The organism is Mycobacterium lehmannii (assembly GCF_002245535.1).
Classification (GTDB): Bacteria; Actinomycetota; Actinomycetes; order Mycobacteriales; family Mycobacteriaceae; genus Mycobacterium; species Mycobacterium lehmannii.
In genome coordinates this window covers 50,391-77,091 of the sequence record NZ_NKCN01000005.1, presented here as the reverse complement: position 1 = coordinate 77,091, position 26,701 = coordinate 50,391, and the positions used below count along the sequence as shown (strand labels likewise).

At 66.9% G+C, this 26,701-nt stretch carries 27 protein-coding genes; 5 read left to right on the top strand and 22 right to left on the bottom strand.

The genetic code is table 11. The features are described from left to right. Positions 1-42: 42 nt before the first annotated feature. From inhA to CEX87_RS08005, 9 genes are all read right to left on the bottom strand, one after another. Complete coding sequence (gene inhA / locus CEX87_RS08045) at positions 43-852, bottom strand: NADH-dependent enoyl-ACP reductase InhA (RefSeq protein WP_064395514.1); 810 nt, start codon at positions 850-852, stop codon at positions 43-45. A 29-nt stretch (positions 853-881) separates the two neighbouring features. Then, entirely contained in the window at positions 882-1,661 is a 780-nt protein-coding gene (gene fabG1 / locus CEX87_RS08040) for a 3-oxoacyl-ACP reductase FabG1 (RefSeq protein WP_064395513.1), read from the bottom strand. A 60-nt stretch (positions 1,662-1,721) separates the two neighbouring features. Continuing rightward, positions 1,722-2,732, bottom strand: a complete 1,011-nt coding sequence (locus CEX87_RS08035; RefSeq protein ID WP_094286654.1) for a VWA domain-containing protein — start codon at positions 2,730-2,732, stop codon at positions 1,722-1,724. A gap of 23 nt (positions 2,733-2,755) precedes the next feature. After that, positions 2,756-3,763 (bottom strand): VWA domain-containing protein, encoded by a 1,008-nt coding sequence (locus tag CEX87_RS08030; RefSeq protein ID WP_064419820.1) that lies wholly within the window; start codon positions 3,761-3,763, stop codon positions 2,756-2,758. A gap of 21 nt (positions 3,764-3,784) precedes the next feature. Then, positions 3,785-4,732, bottom strand: a complete 948-nt coding sequence (locus CEX87_RS08025; protein WP_064406116.1) for a DUF58 domain-containing protein — start codon at positions 4,730-4,732, stop codon at positions 3,785-3,787. Then, a complete protein-coding gene (gene moxR1 / locus CEX87_RS08020; protein ID WP_064419875.1) occupies positions 4,729-5,877 on the bottom strand; it encodes a chaperone MoxR1 in 1,149 nt (382 codons plus the stop codon). The genes CEX87_RS08025 and moxR1 overlap by 4 nt, the downstream gene beginning before the upstream one ends. A gap of 135 nt (positions 5,878-6,012) precedes the next feature. Beyond that, a complete protein-coding gene (ripB, locus tag CEX87_RS08015; protein ID WP_064395509.1) occupies positions 6,013-6,720 on the bottom strand; it encodes an NlpC/P60 family peptidoglycan endopeptidase RipB in 708 nt (235 codons plus the stop codon). Positions 6,721-6,751: 31 nt separating this feature from the next. Further along, a complete protein-coding gene (gene ripA / locus CEX87_RS08010; RefSeq protein ID WP_094286652.1) occupies positions 6,752-8,155 on the bottom strand; it encodes an NlpC/P60 family peptidoglycan endopeptidase RipA in 1,404 nt (467 codons plus the stop codon). Between the two features lie 245 nt (positions 8,156-8,400). After that, positions 8,401-8,964 carry an Rv1476 family membrane protein gene (locus CEX87_RS08005; protein WP_094286650.1) on the bottom strand — a complete coding sequence of 188 codons (564 nt, stop codon included), beginning with the start codon at positions 8,962-8,964 and terminating at the stop codon, positions 8,401-8,403. A 159-nt stretch (positions 8,965-9,123) separates the two neighbouring features. Between CEX87_RS08005 and CEX87_RS08000 the strand changes: the two genes are divergently transcribed. Beyond that, positions 9,124-11,967, top strand: coding sequence for an aconitate hydratase (locus tag CEX87_RS08000; RefSeq protein WP_064426653.1), 2,844 nt, complete (start codon positions 9,124-9,126; stop codon positions 11,965-11,967). 19 nt (positions 11,968-11,986) lie between these two features. Then, on the top strand, positions 11,987-12,580 hold the full coding sequence (locus CEX87_RS07995) for a TetR/AcrR family transcriptional regulator (protein WP_064419824.1): 594 nt from the start codon (positions 11,987-11,989) through the stop codon (positions 12,578-12,580). On the opposite strand, the gene CEX87_RS07990 is transcribed toward CEX87_RS07995, so the two are convergent. From CEX87_RS07990 to CEX87_RS07935, 12 genes are all read right to left on the bottom strand, one after another. Next, entirely contained in the window at positions 12,577-12,768 is a 192-nt protein-coding gene (locus CEX87_RS07990; RefSeq protein WP_064348432.1) for a helix-turn-helix domain-containing protein, read from the bottom strand. The two genes, CEX87_RS07995 and CEX87_RS07990, sit on opposite strands and share 4 nt — an antisense overlap. A gap of 103 nt (positions 12,769-12,871) precedes the next feature. Continuing rightward, positions 12,872-14,500, bottom strand: coding sequence for an ABC-F family ATP-binding cassette domain-containing protein (locus CEX87_RS07985; protein WP_064395504.1), 1,629 nt, complete (start codon positions 14,498-14,500; stop codon positions 12,872-12,874). A 12-nt stretch (positions 14,501-14,512) separates the two neighbouring features. After that, positions 14,513-15,361, bottom strand: coding sequence for an enoyl-CoA hydratase (locus tag CEX87_RS07980; RefSeq protein ID WP_064395503.1), 849 nt, complete (start codon positions 15,359-15,361; stop codon positions 14,513-14,515). Positions 15,362-15,387: 26 nt separating this feature from the next. After that, positions 15,388-15,753 (bottom strand): thioredoxin, encoded by a 366-nt coding sequence (gene trxA / locus CEX87_RS07975; protein WP_064395502.1) that lies wholly within the window; start codon positions 15,751-15,753, stop codon positions 15,388-15,390. A gap of 40 nt (positions 15,754-15,793) precedes the next feature. Beyond that, on the bottom strand, positions 15,794-16,312 hold the full coding sequence (locus tag CEX87_RS07970; RefSeq protein ID WP_233151314.1) for a hypothetical protein: 519 nt from the start codon (positions 16,310-16,312) through the stop codon (positions 15,794-15,796). Between the two features lie 49 nt (positions 16,313-16,361). Then, complete coding sequence (locus CEX87_RS07965; protein ID WP_064395500.1) at positions 16,362-16,709, bottom strand: metal-sulfur cluster assembly factor; 348 nt, start codon at positions 16,707-16,709, stop codon at positions 16,362-16,364. Further along, a complete protein-coding gene (sufU, locus tag CEX87_RS07960) occupies positions 16,706-17,164 on the bottom strand; it encodes a Fe-S cluster assembly sulfur transfer protein SufU (RefSeq protein ID WP_064395499.1) in 459 nt (152 codons plus the stop codon). The genes CEX87_RS07965 and sufU overlap by 4 nt, the downstream gene beginning before the upstream one ends. A 1-nt stretch (position 17,165) precedes the next feature. Continuing rightward, positions 17,166-18,419, bottom strand: coding sequence for a cysteine desulfurase (locus CEX87_RS07955; protein WP_064395498.1), 1,254 nt, complete (start codon positions 18,417-18,419; stop codon positions 17,166-17,168). A gap of 2 nt (positions 18,420-18,421) precedes the next feature. Next, positions 18,422-19,192 carry a Fe-S cluster assembly ATPase SufC gene (gene sufC, locus CEX87_RS07950; RefSeq protein WP_064395497.1) on the bottom strand — a complete coding sequence of 257 codons (771 nt, stop codon included), beginning with the start codon at positions 19,190-19,192 and terminating at the stop codon, positions 18,422-18,424. Next, a complete protein-coding gene (sufD, locus tag CEX87_RS07945; protein ID WP_094286648.1) occupies positions 19,189-20,385 on the bottom strand; it encodes a Fe-S cluster assembly protein SufD in 1,197 nt (398 codons plus the stop codon). The genes sufC and sufD overlap by 4 nt, the downstream gene beginning before the upstream one ends. Next, positions 20,385-21,830, bottom strand: coding sequence for a Fe-S cluster assembly protein SufB (gene sufB / locus CEX87_RS07940; protein WP_064395495.1), 1,446 nt, complete (start codon positions 21,828-21,830; stop codon positions 20,385-20,387). Before sufB ends, sufD begins: the two co-directional genes overlap by 1 nt. After that, positions 21,827-22,546 carry a helix-turn-helix transcriptional regulator gene (locus tag CEX87_RS07935; protein ID WP_094286646.1) on the bottom strand — a complete coding sequence of 240 codons (720 nt, stop codon included), beginning with the start codon at positions 22,544-22,546 and terminating at the stop codon, positions 21,827-21,829. Before CEX87_RS07935 ends, sufB begins: the two co-directional genes overlap by 4 nt. 91 nt (positions 22,547-22,637) lie before the next feature. Between CEX87_RS07935 and mptB the strand changes: the two genes are divergently transcribed. From mptB to CEX87_RS07920, 3 genes are read left to right on the top strand one after another with little or no spacing between them, the layout of a single operon-like run. Beyond that, a complete protein-coding gene (gene mptB, locus CEX87_RS07930; protein ID WP_064395493.1) occupies positions 22,638-24,323 on the top strand; it encodes a polyprenol phosphomannose-dependent alpha 1,6 mannosyltransferase MptB in 1,686 nt (561 codons plus the stop codon). Then, the gene (locus CEX87_RS07925; protein ID WP_064395492.1) at positions 24,320-25,267 is read left to right on the top strand and encodes an ABC transporter ATP-binding protein; all 948 of its coding nucleotides are present in this window, start codon (positions 24,320-24,322) and stop codon (positions 25,265-25,267) included. The genes mptB and CEX87_RS07925 overlap by 4 nt, the downstream gene beginning before the upstream one ends. Then, complete coding sequence (locus tag CEX87_RS07920) at positions 25,267-26,040, top strand: ABC transporter permease (protein ID WP_064395491.1); 774 nt, start codon at positions 25,267-25,269, stop codon at positions 26,038-26,040. Before CEX87_RS07925 ends, CEX87_RS07920 begins: the two co-directional genes overlap by 1 nt. Here CEX87_RS07920 and CEX87_RS07915 read toward each other — a convergent pair. Next, complete coding sequence (locus CEX87_RS07915; RefSeq protein WP_064395490.1) at positions 25,954-26,637, bottom strand: hypothetical protein; 684 nt, start codon at positions 26,635-26,637, stop codon at positions 25,954-25,956. The two genes, CEX87_RS07920 and CEX87_RS07915, sit on opposite strands and share 87 nt — an antisense overlap. Positions 26,638-26,701 lie beyond the last annotated feature (64 nt).

The following is a 26,701-nucleotide window of genomic DNA, read 5'->3' as shown; positions in this document are numbered from 1 at the left end:
CTTCGCGCAAGCGCTCATCGATGTCCATTTACCTGCGGTCCGTCACAGCAACTGCGTACTTGCGCCGCCGTCGGCGTAGATCACGGTGCCGGTGGTGGCAGGCAGCCAGTCCGACAGCAGTGCGCACACCGTCTTGGCCACCGGGGTCGGGTCCTTCATGTCCCAGCCGACCGGCGCGCGCTGATCCCAGCCCTCCTCGAGCAACCGCATCTGCTCACCGGCCTCGGCGCCCAGTGCGCCGCCGACGATCGCGCTCATCGCGAGCGTGCGGATCGGGCCCGCCGCGACGAGGTTGGAACGCACACCGTACGGCCCGGCCTCGCGGGCGACGAAGCGGTTCACCGACTCGAGCGCACTCTTGGCCACGGTCATCCAGTTGTAGGCGGGCATCGCGCGGGTCGGATCGAAGTCCATGCCGACGATGCTGCCGCCGCGGTTCATGATCGGCAGCGTCGCCTTCGCCAACGAGGCATACGAAAAGGCCGAGATGTGAATGCCTTTGGAGACGTCCTCGTAGGGCGCGTCGAAGAACGGGTTGATGCCCATGCCGGACTGCGGCATGAACCCGATCGAGTGCACCACGCCGTCGATCTTGTTGCCTTCGCCGATCACCTCGGTGATGCGCTCGGACAGCGTGTCGAGGTGCTTCTCGTTCTGCACGTCGAGCTCCAACAGCGGCGCCGGATTGGGCAGCCGGTCGGCGATCCGCTGGATCAGCTTCAGCCGGTCGAACCCGGTCAACACCAACTCCGCACCCGACTCCTGGGCGACCTTGGCGATGTGGAACGCGATCGACGAGTCGGTGATGATCCCCGTGACGAGGATGCGCTTGCCGTCGAGCAAACCGGTCATGTGAAAGTCCCTCTCTCTTGCGAAAAGATCTAGTGGCCCATACCCATGCCGCCGTCGACGGGGATCACCGCGCCGGCGATATAGCTGGCATCCTCGGACGCCAGGAAGCTGACCGCGCCGGCCACCTCCTCTGCGGTGCCCACCCGCTTGGCGGGTATGAAATCCAGTGCGCCGGCCTGGATCCGCTCGTCGAGGGCCCGGGTCATCTCGGTGTCGATGTAGCCGGGCGCGACGACGTTGGCGGTGACGTTGGCCTTGGACAGCTCACGTGAGATCGAGCGGGCCATGCCGATCAGCCCCGCCTTGGCGGCCGCGTAGTTGGCCTGGTTGCCGATGCCCCACATGCCCGACACCGAGCCGATGAAGATGATCCGGCCGAACCGCTTGCGCTGCATCGTGCGTGAGGCCCGCTGCGCCACCCGGAACGCGCCGGTGAGGTTGGCGTTGATGACCTCTTCGAAGCGCTCCTCGGTCATCCGCATCAGGAACGCGTCCTTGGAGATGCCGGCGTTGGACACCAGGACCTCCACCGGTCCCTGATGCTCCTCGACCTCTTTGAACGCGCGGTCGACGGCGGCGTTGTCGGTGACGTCGCAGACCACGCCGAACAGCCCCTCGGGGGCCCCCGAACCGCGGTGGGTGACGGCGACCTTGTGACCGTCGGCGGCGAGGCGCTTCGCGATGGCAAGGCCGATGCCACGGTTACCGCCGGTCACCAGCACCGAGCGGGAGACGAAAGGCGGACGACCACCGGCCGATTCGGATTCGGCGGTCGCTCCGGTGTCATTGCTCGTCGCGTGCGCAGTCATGCCCGCCAACCTATCGCCTGCCCGCCATTCTTAAGAAATCGCCTTAGTGAAGTGCCGCGCTCACAGCGGTAGCCGTCGGTTGATCAGCAGGCTGGCCACCGCCGCCACGGCCGCGAACAGGGCGCCGAGCCGGAGCCAGCCGGTGGTCGCCTCACCGCGCACGGTCTCGTACCCGATCTGGTCCTGCAGGGTGTCGTAGACCTTGTTGAGTTCGTCGAGGTTGGACGCGGTGTAGGCCTCGCCGCCGGCGAGCTCTGCGATCTTCTCCATGCCCTCGTCGTCGACGGGCACCGGGACCCGCTCGTTGTTCACCTCGACCGACCCGTTCGGCGTGCCGAACGAGATCGTCGAGATCGGCACGCCCTGATCCTTGGCGGCCCGTGCCGCGGTGAACGCACCCTTGGGGTTGTCGGGGTTGTTCGGCACCGTCTCCTTGCCGTCGGAGAACAGCACGATGTGCGCGGGCGGTGGCGTATCGCCGCCACCGATGACGGCGCCGACGGTGGAGATCGACGACAGTGCGGTGAAGATGGCCTCGCCGGTCGCGGTCTTGTCGGCCACCTGAAGATTCTCGATCGCGCGCCGGCTCGCGTCGCGGTTGGTGGTCGGCGAGACCAGGACGTTGGCGGTCCCGGCATAGGCGATGACGCCGAGGTTGATGCCCGGCGTGAGCTCGTCGACGAACTTCTTCGAGGCCTCCTGGGCCGCGGCCAGGCGGCTCGGGTCGACGTCGGTGGCGCGCATCGACTGGGAGACGTCGATGGCCAGCACCACCACCGCGCGGTTGCGGGGAAGGCGTTGATCATGGGTGGGCCCGGCCAGCGCGATGGTGCACAACAGCAGCGAAATCGCCAGCAGCGCCGCGGGAACGTGACGCATCGGGCTGGGCCGCTTTGGCGCCACGCTGTCGAGCAGCTCGGTGTTGGCGAAGCGCTGCAACCGCCGTCGCCGGGCGATCTGGGCCGCGGCGTACAACCCGGCCAGTGCCACCAGAACCCCCACGAACAGGAGGAACCACCAGATGTGCTGAAATCCCGTGAGCGATAGCGGTCCCAGCAGTGGAACTGTCATCTCAGATCGTCATCCCTTGCAAATCAATTCGGCAGACGACGGTTGATGAAAAGGGCCGCAAGCGTCGCCATCGCCAGGGCCAGCGTTCCCAGCCGCAGCCACCCCACGCTCGCATCGCCGCGGATCGTCTCGTAGCCGATCTGCTGCTGCAGGTTGGCGTAGACCTCTCGCAGCTGTTGAAGGCTCGACGCGGTGAACGCCTCGCCGCCGGACAGATCGGCGATCTTCTTGAGCATCTCGTCGTCGACCGGTACGGGTTGGCGCTGGTCGTTGATCTCGACGTAGCCGTACGGCGTGCCGAACGAGATCGTCGAGATCGGCACCCCCTGGTCCTTTGCGGTGCGGGCCGCGGTGTAGGCGCCCTTGGGGTTGTCCGGGTTAGACGGCACCGTCTCCTTGCCGTCGGAGAACAACACGATGCGCGCAGGCGGGGGTTCGTCGCCGCCGCCGATCACCGCCCCCACGGTGGCGATCGCCTGCAGAGCCGTGAAGATGCCCTCACCGGTCGCCGTGCGGTCTGCAAACTCCAGTTTGTCGATTGCGGCCTTGGTGGCCTCCCGTCCCGTGGTCGGCGACACCAGCACCGTCGCCGTGCCGGCGTAGGAGATCAAGCCCAGGTTGATTCCCGGGGTGAGTTCGTCGGCGAACTGTTTGGACGCCTCCTGGGCGGCGGCCATCCGGTTGGGGGCGACGTCGGTGGCGCGCATGGACTGCGAGACGTCCATCACGAGCATCACCACCGCGCGGTTGCGCGGAATGCGGACGTCGTGCGTGGGCGCGGCCATCGCGACCGTCAGAAACACCAGACCGATGACGAGCAGGATCGCGGGAAGATGCCGCCAGCGCGAAGGTCGTTTGGGTGCAACGCTTTCCAACAACTCCATGTTGGCGAACCGCAGCATCCGCCGATGCCGGGCCAGCTGGACGGCCATGTAGAGCCCGACGATTCCGAGCACCGCGAGCAGAAACAGGAAGAACCAGGCGTTTTCGAAACCCGACAGCGTCATGGGTCCGAGCAACGGCAATGTCATGTGCGCCTAATCATCTCGATATCAGGCGTGGCCCGCCAGCGCGCCACGCCTGCGGTTGGCGACGAACCGGACGACGTCGGCGATCCAGTCGCGATCGGTGCGCAGCGTCAGCAGCGGCGCATCACATCGCCGCAACGTCCTGGCCACCTCCGCGCGGTGTGCCGCGGCCGCCCGCTCGAAGTCGTCGCGCAACTGCTCGTCGATGGTGAACTCACGGGTCACTCCGGTCTCGGCGTCCTGCAGCACCACCTCGCCGACCGCGGGCAGTTCGACGTCGCGCGGGTCGAGCACTTCGATTCCGAGCACCTCGTGGCGCCCCGCGATCGCCCGCAGCGGGCGCATCCAGTTGATCGGGCCGAGGAAGTCGCTGATGATCACCGCCATGCCGCGGCGCCGCTCGGGCCTGCGCAGCGCGTCGATCGCGGCGGCCAGATCCCCGCGGACGCCGGCAGGCGCCTTGGGCATCGTCGCGATCGCGCGCAGCATCTCCTGCTCGTGCATCCGGCCCGACAGCGCGGGCACCCGCCGCACGGTGTCGCCGTTGGCGATGATCGCGCCGATCCGGTTGCCGCCCCCGCTGTTGAGGAATGTGATCGCCGCCGCGGCGGCCACCGCGAGATCGCGCTTCTCGCAACCGGTTGTGCCGAAGTCGAGGCTGGCCGACATGTCGATCACGAGCCAGGTCTCGAGTTCGCGGTCGGCGATCATCTGCCGCACGTGCGGATGCGTGGTGCGCGCCGTGACCGACCAGTCCATCCGGCGCACGTCGTCGCCGGGCTGGTAGAGCCGTGACTCCCCCGGTTCCGAACCCGGGCCGGGCAGCAGGCCGAGGTGGTCGCCGTGCAGCACGCCGTCGAGCTTGCGCCGCACCGTCAACTCGAGCTTGCGCAGCGCCGCGCTCAGCGCGGGGTCACGGATCTCGCCGCGCTTCAGCGACGGCAGATCGACGGAGCGTCGGGAGCTGGTCACCGATTGCTGGCCGCACCAGCGGCGGCGGGCACGACGGGCGGCACCGAATGACCTTGCTGCGGAATGGCGTTCACCTGCGGCAGGGCCACGGTCTGCAAGATGCGGTTGATCACCGTCTCGGCCGAGATCTCGTCGGCCAACGCGTCGTAGGTCAACACCAACCGATGCCGCAGCACATCGGGGATGACCTCGACGACATCCTGCGGGATCACGTAGTCGCGTCCGCGCACGAGCGCCAGCGCGCGCGACGCCGCGATGATGCCCAGCGATGCGCGCGGTGAGGCGCCGTAGGCGATCCACGCCTTCGCGTCGGGCATCCCGAACTTCTCGGGCTGACGCGTCGCGGTCACCACCCGGACGACGTAGTCGACCAGCGCGTGGTGCACGAAGTTGTTGGCCGCCACGTCCTGCAGACGCAGCAGATCGCCGGGCGCCAGGATCTGCTTGGGCTCCGGTGGCTTGACGCCCATCCGGTAGATGATCTCCCGCTCTTCCTCGGGCGACGGGTAGTCGATGTTCAGCTTGAACAGGAAGCGGTCCCGCTGAGCCTCGGGCAGGGCATACACGCCCTCCTGCTCGATCGGGTTCTGCGTGGCCATCACCAGGAACGGCTGGGGCAACGGGAACGTCTTACCGCCGATGGAGATCTTGCGCTCGGCCATGACCTCGAGCAGCGCGGACTGCACCTTGGCAGGGGCGCGGTTGATCTCGTCGGCGAGCAGAAAGTTGACCACGACGGGCCCGAGCTCGATATCGAACTCCTCCTTGCCCACCCGGTAGATACGGGTACCGACGATGTCGGTCGGCACCAGGTCGGGAGTGAACTGGATGCGGGCGAAGGTGCCGCCCACCACCTTGGCGAACGTCTCGACGGCCAGCGTCTTGGCCACGCCGGGCACACCCTCGAGTAGTACGTGACCCTTGGCGAGCAGACCGACCAGCATGCGCTCGACCAGCTGGTCCTGTCCGACGATGATGCGCTTCACCTCGAAGACGGCCCGCTCGAGCGTGTGGACCTCCTGCTGCAGACCGCCGTTCTGGGAAACCGGGCTCGACGGTGCGGCGTGTGAGCCCTGGTATCCCTGTGCCGGCGCCTGGCCGGGGTAGCCTCCAGGCCCCTGCGACGGCCCACTCGGTGAGGTCATCAACGTTCCTTCCACATAACTCGCTGGTCAAAGCGGCGCAGGCCGGTCGCGGCCGCACGCTCGACGTCAACTATTCCAGGCACGGCAGAATCCGTCGACGCCGCCCGAAACGTTCAGCTTCGGCTCAGGCTCCGCTCAGGATTCGATGATGCGCGCCACATACGGCTGAAGTCCGGAGTGACGCACCGGGCCCACCGTCACCTTGCCCGCGCTGCCCGAGGACTCGAGCATCTGTCCGCCGCCCAGGTAGATGGCGACGTGCTGGCTGCCGCCGGGACCCCAGAACAGCAGGTCGCCGCGCTTGGCCTGCGACGTCGGCACCTTGCGGCCGGTGTCGTACTGGTCGCCGGAGTACTTCGGGATCAACACCCCGACCCCGGCGAACGAGAACTGGGTGAAACCCGAGCAGTCAAACCCGACGGTGTTGGCCCCCGAGTCGATGCCCCGGCTCGGGCCGTTCGGCTTGCCGCCGCCCCATGAGTACGGCACGCCCATCTGCGAGGCGCCGCGACGGATGACGTACTCGATCGCCTGCGGTCCGCGCACCCGGCCCGGCGCGACGCTGGCCGCCGCGGCCTCCGGTGGCGCGAGGCCCAGGGTGGACAGGAACTTGCGGCCCAGGCTCATCGTGACTTCGGTGGCCTGGGCGGTCGCCGCGAGCGAGGCGTTGGCGATCGCGAGAGGATCGCCAGGGGCGCCGGCGCTGATCAGTTTGGGCAGCGTCGGATCCCACTGGCCGTCCTCGGGTGCGGACGTCGCCGGCGTCGCCAGCCCGACGGTGAGCGCGACGGTCGCCACCAGCAGCGCACAACCGCCCAAGAACCGAATCAGCTTGAAACGCAAAGTCTTCCTAACGTCTTTCGCTTCTGACCGCTCACCATTCGATGAGACGCGTCGCGTACGGGGTCATGCCGCTGGTACGCACGGGCGAGATCTTCACCACCGAACCCGTATAGGGCGCTTCGATCATTTGTCCGTCGCCGAGGTACAGCGCCACGTGCTGGCTGGCGTTGGGGCCCCAGAACAACATGTCGCCACGGCGCATCTGCGACGTCGGGACCTTGCGCCCGGCGTTGTACTGGGAACCCGAATAGTGGTCGAGCTTGATGCCGACGCCTGCGAACGCGTAGAGCATCAGGCCCGAGCAGTCGAAACCGACTGTGCCGGCGCCGGAGTCGATGCCGCGGCTCGGTCCGGCAGCGTTGCCGCCGCCCCACGAGTACGGCACGCCCATCTGCGACATGGCGCGCTTGATCACGAACTCGGTCGCCTGCCTGCCGTAGACGCGCGGGATCGCGCCGTTGTTGAAGGCCGGCGCGGCGGCCGGTTGCGGAAGGATTCCCAGCGACTGCAGGAACTTGCGACCGAGGTCCTGGGTCACCTGCGCCGAGGTCGACGCGATGCCGAGAACCGCGTTGATGATCGCGATCGGATCGCCGCTGACGAAGGCGCTGGGGATCGCTGGCAACGTCGGGTCCCAGGGCGTGGCCCAGTTACCGGTGCCGGGGTCGACACCCTCCGGGGCGCGGTCCCAGTCGGGGCTTTTCGGCGTCGCGGCGGCCGCCGGTTGCGCCGGAGCGGCCTGGGTACGCGCCTCGGCGAGCTTGGTCTGCGCGGCCTTGCGCTCGGCGGCCAGCTTGTCGAGCTGGGCCTGCTGGGACTTGAACGTCTCCTGCGCGTTGGTCAGGGCCGAAACCGCGGACTGCTGGCTGGCTTCGGCGTCGGCGACCGCCTTGTCCGCGTTCTGCTTGGCCAGCCGCGCCGCGGACTCGCGGTTGACCTGCTCGGTGCGGGCCCGCTGTAGATCGGCGATCACCTGCTGCGAGCTGATCGCCAGCGTCTGGCCCGCCGCGGCCGTCTTGATGACCTCGGCGGGATCGCCCGCGGTCAGGTACGAATCCGAGGGGCCGTTGACGTACGTCGCGGCGGCGAAGGAATTGAACCGCTTCTGCGCCTGCTCGATCGCGATGTTGGCGTGCTCGACGCGCTGCCGGCTCGCGTCGACCTCACGCTGCGCGGCGTCGGCGTTGTCCCGGGCGGTCTGCACGTCGAGGATCGCCTTGTTGACGCTTTCCTGCTGCTGCTGAATCTCGGCGCCGAGATCCTGCAGCTTCTGATCGGCATCGGCGACGGCGGCGACCAGCGCGGCAAGGCTGTCGGGGCTGTCGGGTTGCGCGAGGGCCAGGCCGGGGGTGGTGGACAACATGGCTGCCACGATCAGGGCCGCGCAGAACCGTCCACACGGCCGCGTAGCGGATGCGCCAGGTGTGCGTCTCATCCGACTCAGTTCTCCTATGGCTTCAGGCGAACGTGCGGACACATTCGTCACGGTGACTGTGCTCATTTGTCACAGGATGCACATCTACAACACAGTTACCGATTGCACCGTACGTCACATCTGACGCCAAAGAAACTTAAGTCGCGAATTACAAGTTTGTAATTGAAAGAAGTGTTATCGGGTCGTGACTTCGCGAATACCGGGGCGTTCTGCAGTCACTCCAAAACCGTTGGCGCAGTGGGGATTCAGGCGTTTCTATGCGACGCGAGACGCCTGGCGCGAACCTGCAAAAGTCGCGTACCGATAACGGCGGCAACCACTCCCAGAACCACCACAATCGTCAATGCAGTCCACGGAAAGTGTGTTGCCGTCAGCTCACTGAGGAAATTCTTCGAACCCTGCACCGGACCGCGCCCTTCGGCCACGTCCTGACCCGCCTCAAGCGTCATGCGGTCGAACGTCGTACTGAAGGTGCCCGAATCCGTCGGGCTGAGCACCAGCACCGTCGACCCCGGAAACGCCTCGCCCACCTCGGTCGCGATATCGCGCAGCGGCGTGTCGATCGGCGGGTTCTGGTCCACGACGACGATCTTCAGGTCGACGCCCTTCTGCTGGGCCTCGGTGATCACCTCGGGCAGGCCCTCGTTCTCGGGTGTGGGCGACGCGCTCACCCCGTCGTCACGGACGTCCTCGATGACCAGGTTCAAGCACGTGTCGACCGGCGTGGTCGCGGGGTCCATGCCCACGGGCCCGCAGACGTCGGGCGGGATGTAGGCCGGCAGAAACGGAATCACATGCGGTCCGAACACAGAAGAACCGTACGTGATGGGTACTCAGCAGAGTGACAGCACGCGCTGTGGGTACGAGACTGAGAACCGACCCTGACCGTCTTGCAGGACAAGCGTACTGTTAGGGTTGTAACGCGGCCGTCACAGCCCGTCGGCTGCGAGAACTAGCCGGGAGTTGATGTGAGCAAAGGTAATACGGAAAATTCTTCCCCCAATTCTTTTGACGCCCGCGACACCCTGAAGGTCGGAGACAAGAGCTACGAGATCTACCGCCTCGACGCGGTGCCGGGTACCGACAAGCTGCCCTACAGCCTGAAGGTCCTTGCCGAGAACCTTCTGCGCAACGAGGACGGCGCCAACATCACCAAGGACCACATCGAGGCCATCGCCAACTGGGATCCCGACGCCGATCCCAGCGTGGAGATCCAGTTCACCCCCGCGCGCGTGGTGATGCAGGACTTCACCGGTGTGCCGTGCATCGTCGACCTGGCCACCATGCGCGAAGCGATCGCCGACCTCGGCGGTGACCCCGAGAAGGTCAACCCGCTGGCCCCCGCCGACCTGGTGATCGACCACTCGGTGATCGCCGACCTGTTCGGCCGCGAAGACGCGTTCGAACGCAACGTCGAGATCGAGTACGAACGCAACGGCGAGCGTTATCAGTTCCTGCGTTGGGGCCAGGGCGCCTTCGACGACTTCAAGGTGGTTCCGCCGGGCACCGGCATCGTCCACCAGGTCAACATCGAATACCTGGCCAGCGTCGTGATGGACCGCGACGGGGTGGCGTACCCGGACACCTGTGTGGGCACCGACAGCCACACCACCATGGTCAACGGTCTCGGCGTGCTGGGCTGGGGCGTCGGCGGTATCGAGGCTGAGGCCGCGATGTTGGGCCAGCCCGTGTCGATGCTCATCCCCCGGGTCGTCGGGTTCAAGCTGACCGGTGAGCGGCAGCCGGGCGTGACGGCCACCGACGTCGTGCTCACGGTCACCGAGATGCTGCGCGAGCACGGCGTGGTCGGCAAGTTCGTCGAGTTCTACGGCGACGGTGTGGCCGAGGTGCCGCTGGCCAACCGGGCCACGCTGGGCAACATGAGCCCCGAGTTCGGTTCCACCGCGGCGATCTTCCCCATCGACGAGGAGACCATCAGCTATCTGCGCTTCACCGGGCGCAGCGAGGAGCAGTTGGCGCTCGTCGAGGCGTACGCCAAGGAACAGGGCATCTGGCACGACCCCAAGCGGGAGCCCAAGTTCTCCGAATACATCGAGTTGGACCTGTCTGACGTGGTGCCGTCGATCGCCGGACCGAAGCGTCCACAGGACCGCATCGCGCTCAACGAGGCCAAGGGGGCCTTCCGTCAGGACATCACCGACTACGTCGAAGACGGCGAATTCAACGGCGAGTACTCCCAACTCGACGAGGCGATCGACGAGACGTTCCCGGCCAGCGATCCGGTGCGCAACACGTCGTTCCTCAACAACAAGAAGCCGCCCGCCCATGTCGAGAGCGCGGCGGTCGAACCCAATGGCCGGCCGAGTAAGCCGGTGACCGTGAAATCGGACGAGCTGGGTGAGTTCGTGCTCGACCACGGCGCGGTCGTCATCGCAGCGATCACGTCGTGCACCAACACCTCCAATCCCGAGGTGATGCTCGGCGCGGCGCTGCTGGCCAAGAACGCGGTCGAGAAGGGTCTGGCCACCAAGCCGTGGGTGAAGACGACGATGGCTCCGGGCTCGCAGGTGGTCACCGACTACTACGAGAAGGCCGGGCTGTGGCCGTATCTGGAGAAGTTGGGCTTCTTCCTCGTCGGCTACGGCTGCACGACCTGCATCGGCAACAGCGGGCCGCTGCCCGAGGAGATCAGCGAGGCCGTCAACGACAACGATCTCGCCGTGGCGGCGGTGCTGTCGGGCAACCGCAACTTCGAGGGCCGGATCAACCCCGACACCAAGATGAACTACCTGGCGTCCCCTCCGCTGGTGATCGCCTATGCACTCGCCGGCACGATGGACTTCGACTTCGACAAGATGCCGTTAGGCCAGGACAAGGACGGTAACGACGTCTACCTGCGCGACATCTGGCCGTCGCAGTCCGACATCAACGACACGATCGCCGAGGCGATCAGCCAGGAGATGTTCACCAAGAACTACGCCGACGTCTTCAAGGGTGACGAGCGCTGGCGCAACCTGCCCACGCCGGAGGGCAACACCTTCGAATGGGCCGAGGATTCGACCTACGTGCGCAAACCCCCGTACTTCGACGGGATGTCGGCCGAGCCGGAACCGGTGACCGACATCAAGGGTGCGAGAGTGCTGGCGCTGCTGGGTGATTCGGTGACCACCGACCACATCTCCCCGGCCGGTGCCATCAAGCCGGGCACGCCCGCTGCGCAGTATCTCGACGAGCACGGCGTCGAGCGTGCGGACTACAACTCGTTCGGTTCCCGGCGAGGCAACCACGAGGTGATGATCCGTGGCACGTTCGCCAACATCCGGCTGCGCAACCAGTTGCTCGACGACGTCTCGGGTGGCTACACCCGCGACTTCACCAAGGACGGCGAGCAGGCGTTCATCTACGATGCCGCGCAAAACTATGCGGCGCAGGATATCCCGCTCGTCGTGCTCGGCGGCAAGGAGTACGGCTCGGGTTCGTCGCGTGACTGGGCGGCCAAGGGCACGCGGCTGCTTGGTGTGCGCGCGGTGATCACCGAGTCGTTTGAGCGGATCCACCGGTCGAACCTGATCGGCATGGGCGTGATTCCACTGCAGTTCCCCGAGGGTGAGACGGCGGAGTCGCTGGGCCTCGACGGCACAGAGACATTCGACATCACCGGCATCGAGGAGCTCAACGAGGGCAAGACGCCGAAGACGGTGCACGTCACCGCCGCGAAAAACGATGGAGCGGACGGCTCCAACGTCGAGTTCGATGCGGTGGTGCGTATCGACACCCCGGGTGAGGCGGACTACTACCGCAACGGCGGCATCCTGCAGTACGTGCTGCGCAACATGCTCGAGTCGCAGTAACGCGGAAGGGATAACCGCGTTGCCCCGGGTCACCGACGACCACCTGGCGGCGCGTCGTCGGCAGATTCTCGACGGCGCCCGCCGGTGTTTCGCGGAGTATGGCTACGACAAGGCGACCGTGCGACGGCTCGAGCAGACGATCGGGCTGTCGCGCGGCGCCATCTTCCACCACTTCCGGGACAAGGACACGCTGTTCTTCGAACTGGCCCGCGAGGACGCCGAGCGCATGGCCGATGTCGCTGCGCGCGAGGGACTGGTCCAGGTCATGCGCGACATGCTGGCCGCGCCCGATCAGTTTGACTGGCTGGCCACCAGGCTCGAGATCGCGCGAAAGCTGCGCAACGATCCGGAGTTCCACCGCGGTTGGGCAGAACGGTCCGCCGAACTGTCGGTGGCCACGACCCAGCGGCTGCGCATGCAGAAGCAGGCAGGCCGGCTGCGCGACGACGTTCCCAGCGCCGTGCTGCAGACCTATCTCGATCTCGTCCTCGACGGCCTGGTCGCACGTTTGGCGTCTGGGGACGATCCCGAAAAGCTCAGTGCCGTACTGGACCTGGTCGAGGCGTCACTGCGGCAGCGACGCGACCAAGAGACCGTGCGGCAGGCCGACTAGCGGCGCCTGCTGCGGTGGTTCGGACCCCCACGGCTGCGCATCGTCGTACCCGACTCACGCAGCATGCTGTGGATCGAACCATACGAGCGTCCCGTGGACGCGACCAGAGTACGGATACTTGCCCCACCCTCGTAAGCACTCCGTAGCTCGTTCAGCAACTGGTCTCTCGACTTGTCCAGCTTTTTCATCAGCACCTCCCCGCTTCGATGCCCCGACGGATACCCAGCGTAGGAAGCGGTTACACACAGCGTTTGAAAATGACCAAACGCTTCGCGTAATGGCCAGAGCTGTTCAAGCCAACTCGATCAGGTCGCGATAATCCTCGGACCAGTAGTCCTCGGTGCCATCAGGGAGCAGAACCACGCGTTGCGGTTCGAGCGCCTCGGCGGCGCCGGGATCGTGGGTCACCAACACCACCGCGCCGAGGTAGCTGCGCAGCGCATCGAGCACCTGCTCGCGCGACGCGGGATCGAGGTTGTTCGTCGGCTCGTCGAGTAGCAGCACGTTCGCGGTCGATGCGACAAGACCGGCCAACGCCAGCCTGGTCTTCTCGCCGCCGGACAGTGTGCCCGCCGGCTGATCCAGCTGCGGTCCGCTGAACATGAAGGCGCCCAACAGCCCGCGCAGGTCCTGCTCGCCGGTGTCGGGTGCCGCGTGGCGGATGTTCTCCCACACCGTCGCGTTGTTGTCGAGGGTGTCGTGTTCCTGGGCGAAGTAGCCGAGCTTGAGGCCGTGACCGGGTTCGAGTCGACCGGCGTCGGGCGTCTCGGCCCCCGCCAGCAGGCGCAACAGGGTGGTCTTGCCTGCGCCGTTGAGCCCCAGCACCACCACCCGTGAACCCCGGTCGATCGCCAGGTCGACGCCGGTGAAGACCTCGAGTGAGCCGTAGTTCTTGGTCAGCCCCTTGGCGACGAGCGGGGTCCGCCCACACGGCGCGGGGGTCGGGAACTTGATGCGCGCCACCTTGTCCGCGACGCGTTCCTCGTCGAGTGCGGCCATCATCCGGTCGGCGCGACGCAGCATATTCTGCGCGGCAACGGCTTTGGTGGCCTTGGCCCCCATCTTGGCCGCCTGGGTGCGTAGCGCGGACGCCTTGCGTTCGGCGTTGGCGCGTTCGCGGCGGCGCCGGGCTTCGTCGGTTGCGCGGGCGTCGAGGTATTTCTGCCAGCCCATGTTGTAGACGTCGACCTCGCTGCGGACGGCGTCGAGGAACCACACCCGGTTCACCACATCGGCGAGCAGATCGACGTTGTGGCTGATGACCACCAGGCCACCGGGATGGTTCTGCAGAAAGTCGCGCAGCCAGCCGATGGAGTCGGCGTCGAGGTGGTTGGTCGGTTCGTCGAGCAGCAGCGTCGTGCTCGAGCCCGCGCCGCTGTCGGAGGCGGCGAACAGGATCCGGGCCAGCTCGACGCGTCGGCGCTGCCCGCCGGAGAGTGTGCGCAGCGGTTGGGTGAGGACCCGCTCCGGTAGCCCGAGGCTCGCGCAGATCCGGCCCGCCTCGCTCTCGGCGGCGTAACCACCCAGCGCCGCGAACCGTTCCTCGAGCTGGCCGTACTTTCGCACGGCCTTGTCGCGGGCGGCATCGTCGGCGACTTCGGCCATCAGCAGCTGCTGCTTCTCGAGGTCGGCAAGCAGGGTGTCCAGGCCGCGCGCCGACAGAACCCGGTCCCTGGCGAGCACGTCCAGGTCGCCTTCCCTGGGATCCTGTGGCAGATAACCGATCTCGCCGTTGCGGATGATGTCGCCCGCATACGGCTCGCCCTCGCCGGCGAGGATGCGCATCGTGGTGGTCTTACCCGCGCCGTTGCGGCCGACCAGTCCGATCCGGTCGCCGGGCTGTACGCGAAGCGCGGTCCCGTCGGTGGACAGCAATGTGCGCGCCCCAGCGCGGACCTCGAGGTCCGTTGCGGTGATCACGCTGTGCCGTCCTTACTTGTCGTCGGTGAATGCGGGGGCCCGCTTTTCGGCGCGCGCCGCCACCGCTTCTTCGAAGTTGGCGGTGAGCAAACGGACGAACAGTTGTCCGAGACCCTCGGCTTGCATATGCCCTTCCAGGCTACCGGCGTCCAGTCCACTCCAAAGTGTGCGCTTGGTCAACTCGATTCCGGGCCGGGAGAACGCCGCGATGCGCTCCCCCATCTGGTAGCAAACCTCGAGCAGGTCCTCGCCGGGCACCGCGCGCGACACCAGGCCGATGCGTTCGGCCTCCGCGGCGTCGACGTCACGTCCGGTCAGCATCAGCTCGAACGCCCGCGACGTACCGATGGCGCGCGGAAGTAGATAGGACAGCCCAAGCTCGCTGGCGGTCAGGCCGTTGTTGATCCCGGCCGCGCGGAAGTAGGCGCCGTCGGCCGCCACGCGGATGTCGCAGGCCAGCGCCAGGCACAAGCCCCCGCCGATCGCGGCGCCGTTGACGGCCGCGATGACCGGTTGGTGCATCTTGCGCAAGGACAGGATGACGTCGTCGAGCACCTCCATCGAGCGCAGCGCGAACGTCGGCCGGGTCAGCCCGTCGATGTGTGGCACGGAACCGGCCGACTTGTGATCCGCCCCCGAGGAAAACCCGCGGCCGGCGCCGGTGAGCACGACCGCCCGCACGGAGTTGTCGTAGGTCAGCTCGTCGAGCACCTTCTTGAGCGGAACCATGACGTCGAACGCCATGGAGTTCATCCGCTCGGGACGGTTCAGCGTGACCAGCGCGACGCCGGGGCGCGGTCTGTCGACCAGGACGAAGTCGCCGTCGTGATCGTCGGTGTTGTTGTCTGCGTGCTCGCTCACGCATGCACGCTATCGCGTGCAGACGTTCACTCCGGCTGACCGTTGTCCTGCGCGGCGATCGCCGCGTCGATGTCGAACTCCTTGACGCGCTGAACCAGTTCCTCGAGCGCGGCCGGCGGCAACGCGCCTGCCTGGTTGAACACCAGCTTGCCCTTCTTGAACGCCATCAGCGTGGGGATGGACCGGATGTCGGCCGCGGCGGCCAGCTCCTGCTCGGCCTCGGTGTCGACTTTGGCGTACACCACGTCGGGGTGTTGTTCGGAGGACGCCGCGAACGTGGGCGCGAACGCCTTGCACGGGCCACACCACGACGCCCAGAAGTCCACCAGCACGATCTCGTTGTCGTTGATGGTGTTGTTGAATTGTTCGGCAGTGATGTCTTGGGTAGCCACGTTGATTCCTAACGCTGATGGTCAGCTGTCTGTTCCCAGCCTACGGACGGATACCCGTCCGCTGTTGCCACGGGCCGACGTATGCGTACGGCGTCGGATGGGTTTCGTCACCGGCCGAGACCCCGTAGTTCACCTCGTCTTCGACGGCGGCGACGTCGAAGTGTTCCGGCCACAGCGTCGGATGTTGCTCGGGCAGAACATGTTTCAACGCATATCCGCCGGCGTAGTGCGAACGCTGAAGCCACGCCGCGGCATCGGGATCGAGCTCGAGATCGGCGTCGGTGGGCAACGGGTCGACGATCTGGTAGACGCCGTCGGGAGGACCGGGCATCACACCGGCCGCCTCCGCGATGGCTTGGACGCGGCCGGCCAGCGGAACACTGCCGTCCGGAAACACCAGGTCGGTGCCGTGCACCGACAGGGGTAGGGCGACCGCGGCAAACCCGTCGGGTCGCACAGCGAGCCTGATCGTGCCCGCGGACCGGTACTGCGGGCCGGCGATCAGGCTTTCGGCCACCCCGCGCAGTTGACGGCGAGTGGCGACGTAAGGCTGGCTCATGTCGCATCGAGCGTACGGACGCAGCGCGCCGAACCCGACGCCGCCTGTGCTAGACCGTGAAACCGAGCGCGCGCAGCTGCTCGCGGCCGTCCTCGGTGATCTTGTCCGGGCCCCACGGCGGGTTCCAGACCCAGTTGATCTTCAACTCGTTGACCAGCCCCGCCCCGACCAGCGCAGTGCGCGACTGGTCCTCGATCACATCGGTGAGCGGACAGGCGGCCGAGGTCAGCGTCATGTCGATCAACGCGACCTTGCCCTGCTCCCCCTGCTCGACGTTGATTCCGTAGACCAGGCCCAGATCGACGACGTTGATACCGAGCTCGGGGTCGACGACGTCGCGCATCGCCTCCTCGAGGTCGAACAACAGTTCCTCGTTGGGTACTGCGGTGTCACTCATCCTGCCTCCTGAAATCCTTCCGATGCCTGTGACAGTGCATCTTTGAAAGCCATCCACCCCAGCAACGCGCACTTGACCCGCGCCGGATACTTCGCGACACCGGCGAACGCGATGCCGTCCCCGATGACGTCCTCGTCGCCCTCGACGGTCCCGCGCGAGGAGATCATCTCGCTGAACGCGGCGACGGTCTTGAGTGCGTCGCCGACGCTCTGGCCGATCACCTGATCGGTCAGCACCGACGTCGAGGCCTGGCTGATCGAACAGCCCTGTCCGTCATAGGAGATGTCGACCACCTGCTCACCGTCGTCGGACAACGCCACCCGCAGGGTCACCTCGTCACCACACGTCGGGTTGACGTGGTGAACCTGCGCGCCGTAGGGCTCGCGCAATCCGCGGTTGTGCGGGTGTTTGTAGTGATCGAGGATCACTTCCTGATAGATCTGATCCAGCCGCACGTCAGTCCCTGCTGAAGAATTCGACGGCGCGGCGCACACCGGCTACCAACCGATCGACCTCGTCGAAGGTGTTGTACACCGCGAACGACGCCCGTGCGGTCGCGGCGATCCCGAACCGCCGATGCAGCGGCCACGCGCAATGATGACCGACACGCACCGCCACGCCCTCGTCGTCGAGCACCTGCCCCACGTCGTGCGCATGCACTCCGTCGACGACGAAACTGACCGGCGAGCCCCGATTCTCCAGCGACGTCGGCCCGATGATGCGCACGCCGTCGATCGCGGTCAGTCCCTCCAACGCGGCCGCCACGAGCTCGGATTCGTGCGCCTCGACGGCGCCCATCCCGATCTCGCGCAAGTAGCGCGCGGCGGCAGCCAACCCGACCACTTGCGACGTCACCGGCGTTCCGGCCTCGAAGCGCTGCGGCGCAGGCGCGTACGTCGTCTCTTCCATCGTCACGGTCTCGATCATCGAACCGCCCGTCAGAAACGGTGGCATCGCGTTCATCAGCGCAGACCGCCCGTACAGCACGCCGATCCCGGTCGGTCCCAGCATCTTGTGCCCGGAGAAAGCCGCGTAGTCCACGTCGAGCGCATGCAGGTCGACGGGCTGGTGCGGCACCGACTGGCAGGCGTCGAGCAGGGTCAGCGCGCCGACGGCCTTGGCGCGCGCAACCAGCTCGCCGACCGGCGCCAGGGCGCCGGTGACATTCGAATGATGGCTGAATGCAACGAGTTTCACGCGCTCATCGAGCCGCAGCGAATCCAGGTCGATGCGTCCGTCATCGGTGACTCCGTACCACTTGAGCGTGGCGCCCGTCCGGCGCGCCAACTCCTGCCACGGAACCAGGTTGGCGTGGTGTTCGAGTTCGGTCGTCACGATCACATCGCCGGGCCCGACGGCGTGATCGAACCGCGAGTCCCCCACCGCATACGAGACCAGGTTGATCGCCTCGGTCGCGTTCTTGGTGAACACCAACTCGTCGGGATCGGCACCGACGAACGCCGCGATGTCGGCGCGGCCGTCCTCGTAGGCGTCGGTCGCCTCCTCCATCAACTGGTGCGCGCCGCGGTGCACCGCGCCGTTGGAGGTCACCAAGAACTCGCGTTCGGCGTCGAGGACCTGCACCGGCCGTTGCGAAGTAGCTCCGGAATCCAGATACGCCAACGTGTTTCCGCCGCGCATCTGCTTCTTCAGGATCGGGAAGTCCGCGCGGATGGCGGTCAGATCCAGCGGGCGAACGGTGGCGGTCATGGCTAGGCCTCCGCGGCCGCCGTCTGCGTGAAGCGGACGTAGCCCTTCTCCTCGAGCTCGTCGGCGAGCTCGGGACCACCGGAGGTCACGATGCGTCCGTCGACGAACACGTGTACGAACTGCGGCTGGATGTAGCGCAGGATGCGGGTGTAGTGGGTGATCAACAGCACGCCACCGTTCTCGGTCTCGGCGTAGCGGTTGACGCCCTCGCTGACCACCCGCAGCGCGTCGACGTCCAAGCCGGAGTCGGTCTCGTCGAGGATCGCGATCTTCGGCTTGAGCAGGGCCAGCTGCAGGATCTCGTGGCGCTTCTTCTCACCACCGGAGAACCCCTCGTTGACACTGCGTTCGGAGAACGACTGGTCGATGTCGAGGTCGCTCATCGCCGACTTGACCTCTTTGACCCAGTGCCGCAACTTCGGCGCCTCACCGCGTACGGCTGTGGCGGCCGTGCGCAGGAAGTTCGACATCGACACCCCCGGCACCTCGACCGGGTACTGCATCGCCAGGAACAGGCCGGCGCGGGCGCGCTCGTCGATGCTCATCTCCAACACGTCCTGGCCGTCCAGCGTGATCGAACCGGACGTCACCGTGTACTTGGGATGACCGGCGATCGCGTAGGAGAGCGTAGACTTGCCTGAGCCGTTCGGCCCCATCACGGCGTGGGTCTCCCCCGACTTCACGGTCAGGTCGACGCCCTTGAGGATCGGGATCTCGGTCTGCTCAGGGGTGTGCACCGAGACGTGCAGGTCTTTGATTTCGAGTGTGGTCATTGGGCTGTTCTCGATTCCGTGATCGCTAGTTCTCGTTCGATTGCTTCGGTGAGGCGTTCGCGCACCGCGGGCACGGCGATCTTCGCGATGATCTCGTTGAAGAAGCCGCGCACCACCAAACGTCGCGCCTGATCCTCCGGGATGCCGCGGGCCCGCAGATAGAACAACTGCTCGTCGTCGAAACGTCCGGTGGCACTGGCGTGGCCGGCGCCGATGATCTCGCCCGTCTCGATCTCGAGGTTGGGCACCGAGTCGGCGCGAGCGCCGTCGGTGAGCAGCAGGTTGCGGTTCACCTCGAAGGTGTCGGTGCCGGTGGCCTCCGCGCGGATCAACACGTCACCGACCCACACGGTGTGCGCATCGGGCAGGTTGGATGTCGGATCACCCTGCAGCGCACCCTTGTACAGCACATCGGACTTGCAGTTCGGGTAGGCATGGTCGACAAGCAGCCGCGACTCGAAGTGCTGGCCGTCGTCGGCGAAGTACGTGCCGAGCATCTTGGCGTCGCCGCCGGGCGCGGTGAAACCCACGTTCGCCGTCGTCCGCACCACGTCCCCGCCGAGCGTCACGTTGACGTGGCCGAGCACGGCGTCCTTGCCGAGGCGCGCGTGATGTGCGCTGACGTGGACGGTGTCGTCGGCCCAGTCGGCGATCCAGATCACCCCGAGGCGTGCCGAATCGCCGACGATGATCTCGACGTTGTCGGCGTAGGTCCCGCTGCCGCGCAGGTCCACCACGACGATCGCGCGGGAGAGTTCTTCGACGCGGATCTGCAGATGCCCGTAGGCGACCGCACCCTCGCCGGGCCCGTGGATGTCGATCTCGATCGGTTCGGCGACCTCGGTGTCACGGCCCACCGTGACGATCGTCGCGCTGTCGAACGACGAGTACGCCTGTGCCGCAACGCGGTCGGCGGGCACGCCGCCCTGGCCGAGCCGCTCGTCGTCGCGACCGACCGTCTCGATGGCGACGCCGGGGCGCTCGCTCACGGTGATGCCGGCGCTACCGGAAGCGACCGCGGATCCGTCGTGCAGACCGCGCAGGCGCTTCAACGGCGTGAACCGCCAGATCTCGTCGCGGCCGCCGGGCACTTCGAAGGCGTTCACGTCGAACGACGTGAAGATCTCGCCCTTGTTGAGTGCCGAGCCCGCCGATGTCCCCTCCGCCACCGCAGTCAGATTCTGTGCCGTCACTATCCGACCGCGCCTTCCATCTGCAGCTCGATCAGCCGGTTGAGCTCCAACGCGTACTCCATCGGAAGCTCCTTGGCGATCGGCTCGACGAAGCCGCGCACCACCATCGCCATCGCCTCGTCCTCGGTCAGGCCGCGGCTCATCAGGTAGAACAGCTGATCCTCGCTGACCTTCGACACCGTGGCCTCGTGGCCCATCGTGACATCGTCCTCGCGGATGTCGACGTACGGGTAGGTGTCGGAGCGGCTGATCGTGTCGACAAGCAGCGCATCGCATTTCACGCTCGACCGCGATCCGTGGGCGCCCTTGTTGACTTGGACCAGGCCGCGGTAAGAGGCCCGGCCACCGGCGCGCGCGACGGACTTGGACACGATGTTGCTCGACGTGTTGGGCGCCAGGTGCAGCATCTTGGCACCGGTGTCCTGGTGCTGCCCCTCGCCGGCGAACGCCACCGAGAGCACCTCACCGCGGGCGTGCTCACCGGTCATCCACACCGCGGGGTACTTCATGGTGACCTTCGAGCCGATGTTGCCGTCGACCCACTCCATCGTCGCGCCCGCCTCCGCCCTGGCCCGCTTGGTGACCAGGTTGTAGACGTTGTTCGACCAGTTCTGGATGGTCGTGTAGCGGCAGCGGCCGCCGGACTTGACGATGATCTCGACGACCGCGGAATGCAACGAGTCGCTCTTGTAGATGGGCGCGGTGCACCCCTCGACGTAATGCACGTAGGCACCCTCGTCGACGATGATCAGCGTGCGCTCGAACTGGCCCATGTTCTCGGTGTTGATCCGGAAGTAGGCCTGCAGCGGGATGTCGACGTGCACACCGGGCGGGACGTAGATGAACGAACCACCCGACCACACCGCGGTGTTCAGCGCGGAGAACTTGTTGTCGCCGGCCGGGATCACCGTGCCGAAGTACTGCTTGAAGATCTCCGGGTGTTCACGCAGCGCGGTGTCCGTGTCGAGGAAGATGACGCCCTGCGCCTCCAGGTCCTCGCGGATCTGGTGGTAGACCACCTCGGACTCGTACTGGGCCGCGACACCGGAGACCAGGCGCTGCTTCTCCGCCTCCGGGATGCCGAGCTTGTCGTAGGTGTTGCGGATGTCCTCGGGCAGGTCATCCCACGTGGCGGCCTGCTTCTCCGTGGACCGCACGAAGTACTTGATGTTGTCGAAGTCGATGCCCTCGAGATTGGAACCCCAGGTCGGCATCGGCTTCTTCTCGAAGGTGCGCAGCGCCTTCAGCCGGATGTCGAGCATCCACTGCGGCTCGTCCTTCTTGCCGGAGATGTCGCGAACCACCGCCTCGGACAACCCGCGCTGCGCGCTGGCGCCCGCGACGTCGGAGTCCACCCAGCCGTAGCCGTACCGGCTCAGCGAGGCGATCGCCTCGTCCTGGCTGAGCGGTTCGCCTACCTTGTGGACCTCAGGTGTCGTCGTCATCTCGACGCTCCTTGCTTGTTAGTGGGGGCTGTTGGGGCTGAAGCACTGATCTTTTCGACCAGGGGTACGTGCGTGGTGCACGCAAAGTCGCCGTTGACGATGGTGGCGAGCCTCTGCACGTGGGTTCCCAGAATCTCCGCGAACGCCTCGCGCTCGGTTTCGCACAGCTCGGGGAACTCCTCTGCGACGTGTGAGACCGGACAGTGATGCTGACACAGCTGGATTCCGTGGATCGATCCAGGCGCCGGTGTCACCGAAGTCACACTGGTCGCGTAGCCGGCCTTGGTCAGCGCGTCGGCCACCCGGTCGGCTTTGGATACAAAGTCATCGGGCCCCTCGGTTACTCCCGCGAGGATCCCGTCGATACGGCGCCGCGCGAAGGTCCGCACGGCGTCGTCGCCGCCGATCTCGCGCAGCTGACGAATGGCCGCTGCGGCCAGGTCGTCGTAGGCGTGGCCGAGCTTGGCGCGACCCGCCGCAGTGAGCCGATACCGCTTCGCGGGCCTGCCGCGTCCGGAGTGCTGCCAGGTCGCTGCGGCGCTGGCCTGCGCGTCGCCGGCCTCGATCAAGGCGTCGAGGTGGCGACGCACACCTGCGGCCGAGATTCCGAGCTGTTCGCCCATCTCACCGGCGGTGATCGGCCCGGATTCAAGCAGCAATTGCACGATCGCCCCACGCGTGTGGCGATCGGCTCCTGCCTCCGGACCGAATTTCACAACACTATTGTGACGGAATTCGGAAACCCCTGTAAAGCAAGGGCACCCTTAGCGTGACTTGAGCCGTAACGCCGACGGTTACGCTGCTGAGGTGGCAGCCCGCCTCCCGTCGTTCAGCTCGTCGATCGCCCGTTGGCACGCCGACGAACCCCCGGTGGGATCGCCCCTCAACGACGCCGAGGTCATCGCGCTGCGCCGGACCCGGCTGTTCGGAGCGGCCGGCACCGTCCTGATGGCGATCGGCGCGCTGGGCGTCGGGGCCAGACCGGTGGTGCAGGACCCGACGTTCGGCGTGCGACTGCTCAACCTACCCTCGCGCCTCCAGACCGTGAGCTTGACCATGACCACCACCGGGGCGGTCATGATGGCGCTGGGCTGGCTGATGCTCGGGCGTTTCACCCTGGGTGACCGGCGGATGTCGCGCAGCCAGCTCGACCGGCTGTTGTGGCTGTGGGTGCTGCCTCTGCTGATCGCGCCGCCGATGTACAGCCGCGACGTCTACTCCTATCTGGCGCAGAGCGAGATCGGCGTCAAAGGCCTCGACCCATACCGGGTCGGCCCGGCCACCGGCCTGGGTTTGGACCACGTGTTCACGCTCTCGGTGCCGAACATGTGGCGCGAGACACCCGCGCCGTACGGGCCGCTGTTCCTGTGGATCGGTCAGGGTATCTCGGCGTTGACCGGCGAGAACATCGTCGCCGCGGTGCTGTGCCACCGGTTGGTCGTGCTGTTCGGCGTGGGCCTGATCGTCTGGGCGACCCCGCGCCTCGCGCGGCGCTGCGGCGTCGCCGAGGTGAGCGCGCTGTGGCTCGGCGCCGCCAATCCGCTGCTGATCATGCATCTGGTCGGGGGCATCCACAACGAAGCGCTGATGCTCGGCCTGATGCTCGCAGGTACCGAGTTCGCGCTGCGCGGGGTCGACGCCGCCGCGCCGCTGCTTCCCAGGCCGTGGTCCTGGCCGGACCGCCGCGAGCAGTGGGCACGATGGTGGCCGCTGACGATGCTGTTGGTCGGCGTGGTGCTGATCACGCTGTCGTCACAGGTCAAACTGCCGTCGCTGCTGGCGCTCGGCTTCGTGGCGATGGCGCTGGCCTGCCGCTGGGGCGGGACGGTCAAGGCGTTCTTCCTGGCCGGCGGGTCGTTGACGGCGGTGTCGGTGGTGGTGATGGCGCTGATCGGGTGGGCGAGTGGCCTCGGGTTCGGCTGGCTCAACACGCTGGGCACGGCGAACGTCGTGCGTAGTTGGATGTCGCTGCCCACCCTGTTGGCCCTGGGCACCGGTCAGGTCGGCATCCTGCTGGGCCTCGGCGATCACACCACGGCGGTGCTGGGCCTCACCCGTGCGATCGGCGTGTTCATCATCGCGATCCTGGTGACCTGGCTGTTGCTGCTGGTGCTGCGGGGACGCCTGCATCCGGTGGGCGGGCTCGGCGTCGCGTTGGGTGTGACGGTGCTGCTGTTCCCGGTCGTCCAGCCCTGGTACGTGCTGTGGGCGGTCCTGCCCCTCGCGGCCTGGGCGACCCGGCCGGCGTTCCGCAGCACGACGATCGTGGTGACGCTGGCCGTAGGCATCTTCGGCCCGACCGCCAACGGCGACCGCTTCACGGTGTTCCAGATCCTGCTCGCGACCGCGGCGAGCACGGTGATCGTCGTCGCGCTGTTTCTGCTCACCTACAATCGGTTGCCCTGGCGCAGCGTGGCGAGCCCGCCGCATGAACGACCGCCGCCACCGCAGCCACAGCCCGCGCGGCCCGACGCATACGCTGAGTCCCCGTGACCCACTCTGGATCCGGGGCGTCGTCCCCCGCCCCCGTACGCCTGCGCGGGGTCACCAAGCGCTACGGGTCGACGGTCGCGGTGTCCGAACTCGACCTGGAGGTGGGGGCCGCCGAGGTGTTCGCGCTGCTCGGGCCGAACGGCGCAGGGAAGACCACGACCGTGGAGATGTGCGAGGGCTTCATCAGGCCCGACTCCGGCACGATCGAGATCCTCGGCCTGGATCCGTTCGGCGACAACGCCCGGTTGCGCGAGCGCATCGGCGTGATGCTGCAGGGCGGCGGCGGATACCCGGCGGCCCGCGCAGGCGAGATGCTCAACCTGGTGGCGTCCTACGCGGCCAACCCGCTCGATCCGGCATGGCTGATGAATACCCTCGGTCTGACCGAGGCGGCACGCACGACCTACCGGCGGCTGTCCGGTGGTCAGCAGCAGCGGTTGGCGCTCGCCTGTGCGGTGGTCGGCCGCCCGGAGCTGGTGTTCCTCGACGAGCCGACCGCAGGTATGGACGCGCATGCCCGAATCGTGGTGTGGGACTTGATCGATGCGCTGCGTCGCGACGGCGTGACCGTGGTGCTGACGACCCATCAGCTCACCGAGGCCGAGGAGCTGGCCGATCGCATCATGATCATCGACCACGGCGTTCCGGTGGCCACCGGTTCGCCCGAGGAGCTGATGCGCAGCGGCGCCGAGAACCAGTTGCGATTCCGCGCGCCGCGGATGCTCGACCTGTCCCTGCTGGTTTCCGCACTGCCCGAGACTTACAAGGCAACCGAGACCGCCCCTGGCGAATACCTGGTGGAGGGCGCGATCAACCCGCAGGTGCTGGCGACGGTGACGGCGTGGTGCGCACGTCTTGACGTACTGGCCACCGATATGCGCGTCGAACAGCGAAGCCTCGAGGATGTGTTCCTCGACCTGACCGGCCGGGAGTTGCGGCCGTGATGACGAATCGCTTTGCGCCGGGCACCTTCACACCCGATCCGGGACCGGCGACCGTGCAGAAGATGCTCGCCGCGCAGTTCGGCCTGGAGCTGCGGCTGCTGCTGCGCAACGGCGAACAGCTGCTGTTGACGATGTTCATCCCCATCACCTTGTTGGTGGGCTTGACGCTGCTGCCGCTGGGGTCGTTCGGGCCGAACCGGGCGGCGACGTTCGTGCCCGCGATCATGGCGCTGGCCGTGATCTCCACCGCGTTCACCGGGCAGGCGATCGCCGTGGCATTCGATCGCCGCTACGGGGCCCTCAAACGCCTTGGCGCCACGGCGCTTCCGGTGTGGGGCATCATCGCGGGCAAGTCGCTGGCGGTGGTGGCGGTCGTGTTCCTGCAGGCGATCGTGTTGGGCACCATCGGGGTGGCGCTCGGCTGGCGACCGCACCTGGCGGGGCTTGCGCTCGGCGCAGCGGTGATCGCTTTGGGCACAGCGGTTTTCGCAGCGCTGGGCCTGTTGCTCGGCGGCACTCTGCGCGCCGAGATCGTGCTGGCCTTGGCGAACCTGCTGTGGTTCGTCTTCGCTGGGCTCGGCGCGCTGACGCTCGAGGGCGGCATGGTGCCGTCCGCCGCGCAGTGGGTGGCCCGGTTGACGCCGTCCGGCGCCCTCACCGAAGCGCTGACCCAGGCGATGACGTTGTCAGTGGACTGGTTCGGCCTTCTGGTGCTCGCGGTCTGGGGCGCCGTCGCCGCGCTGTGCGCGCTGCGCTGGTTCCGCTTCACCTGAAGCCAACAGCGGCAGCAGGTATTCGAGCTGTCCGACCTCTTCGATGTTGTGCTTCACCCACGCGTGCATCTTGTCCGCCGGGAACCGTCGGCGTACGACCCTGTTGACGACAGAGAGCAGCGGCGAGCGCGCGCCGAGATCCATCACCGTCACGTAATGGGCACCGTCGGCGCCCGCGGACCAGGTGTGCTCGAGCTGGAAGATCGCAATCCCCGCGAGGCGTTTGACCAGTCGGATACCGGTCTCGTCGAGCTTCTCGACCCGCGCGATTTCGTCGATCCTGTACTCGGGCCGTCCGCCGAACGCCTCGACCATGCGGAAACGCGCACCGTCGGCCGCTCCCCCTCCCGGCGCCGGACGCGCCAGCGCCCAGTGGATGTGATCGATCGGATGCCAGGCGAGATAGCGGTCGATGACCTGTCCCCCGTACACCATCGTTTCGCCCAGTTGCGTGAACCAGTCCAGCAGCATCGCCGGGGTCACGCCCGCCAGCGGCCGGTGGTCGATCGTGATACGGCGCCTGCCGTGGCGATGGTCGAGATACTGCACCGTCGCGGTGTCGACGGAGCGCAATGGATAGAGCAGGGGACGCGCCATGCGATCCTCCTAAGATACGGAAGCGTTTCTTAAGACATGACGCTAAGCTCTCGCGATAAGATAC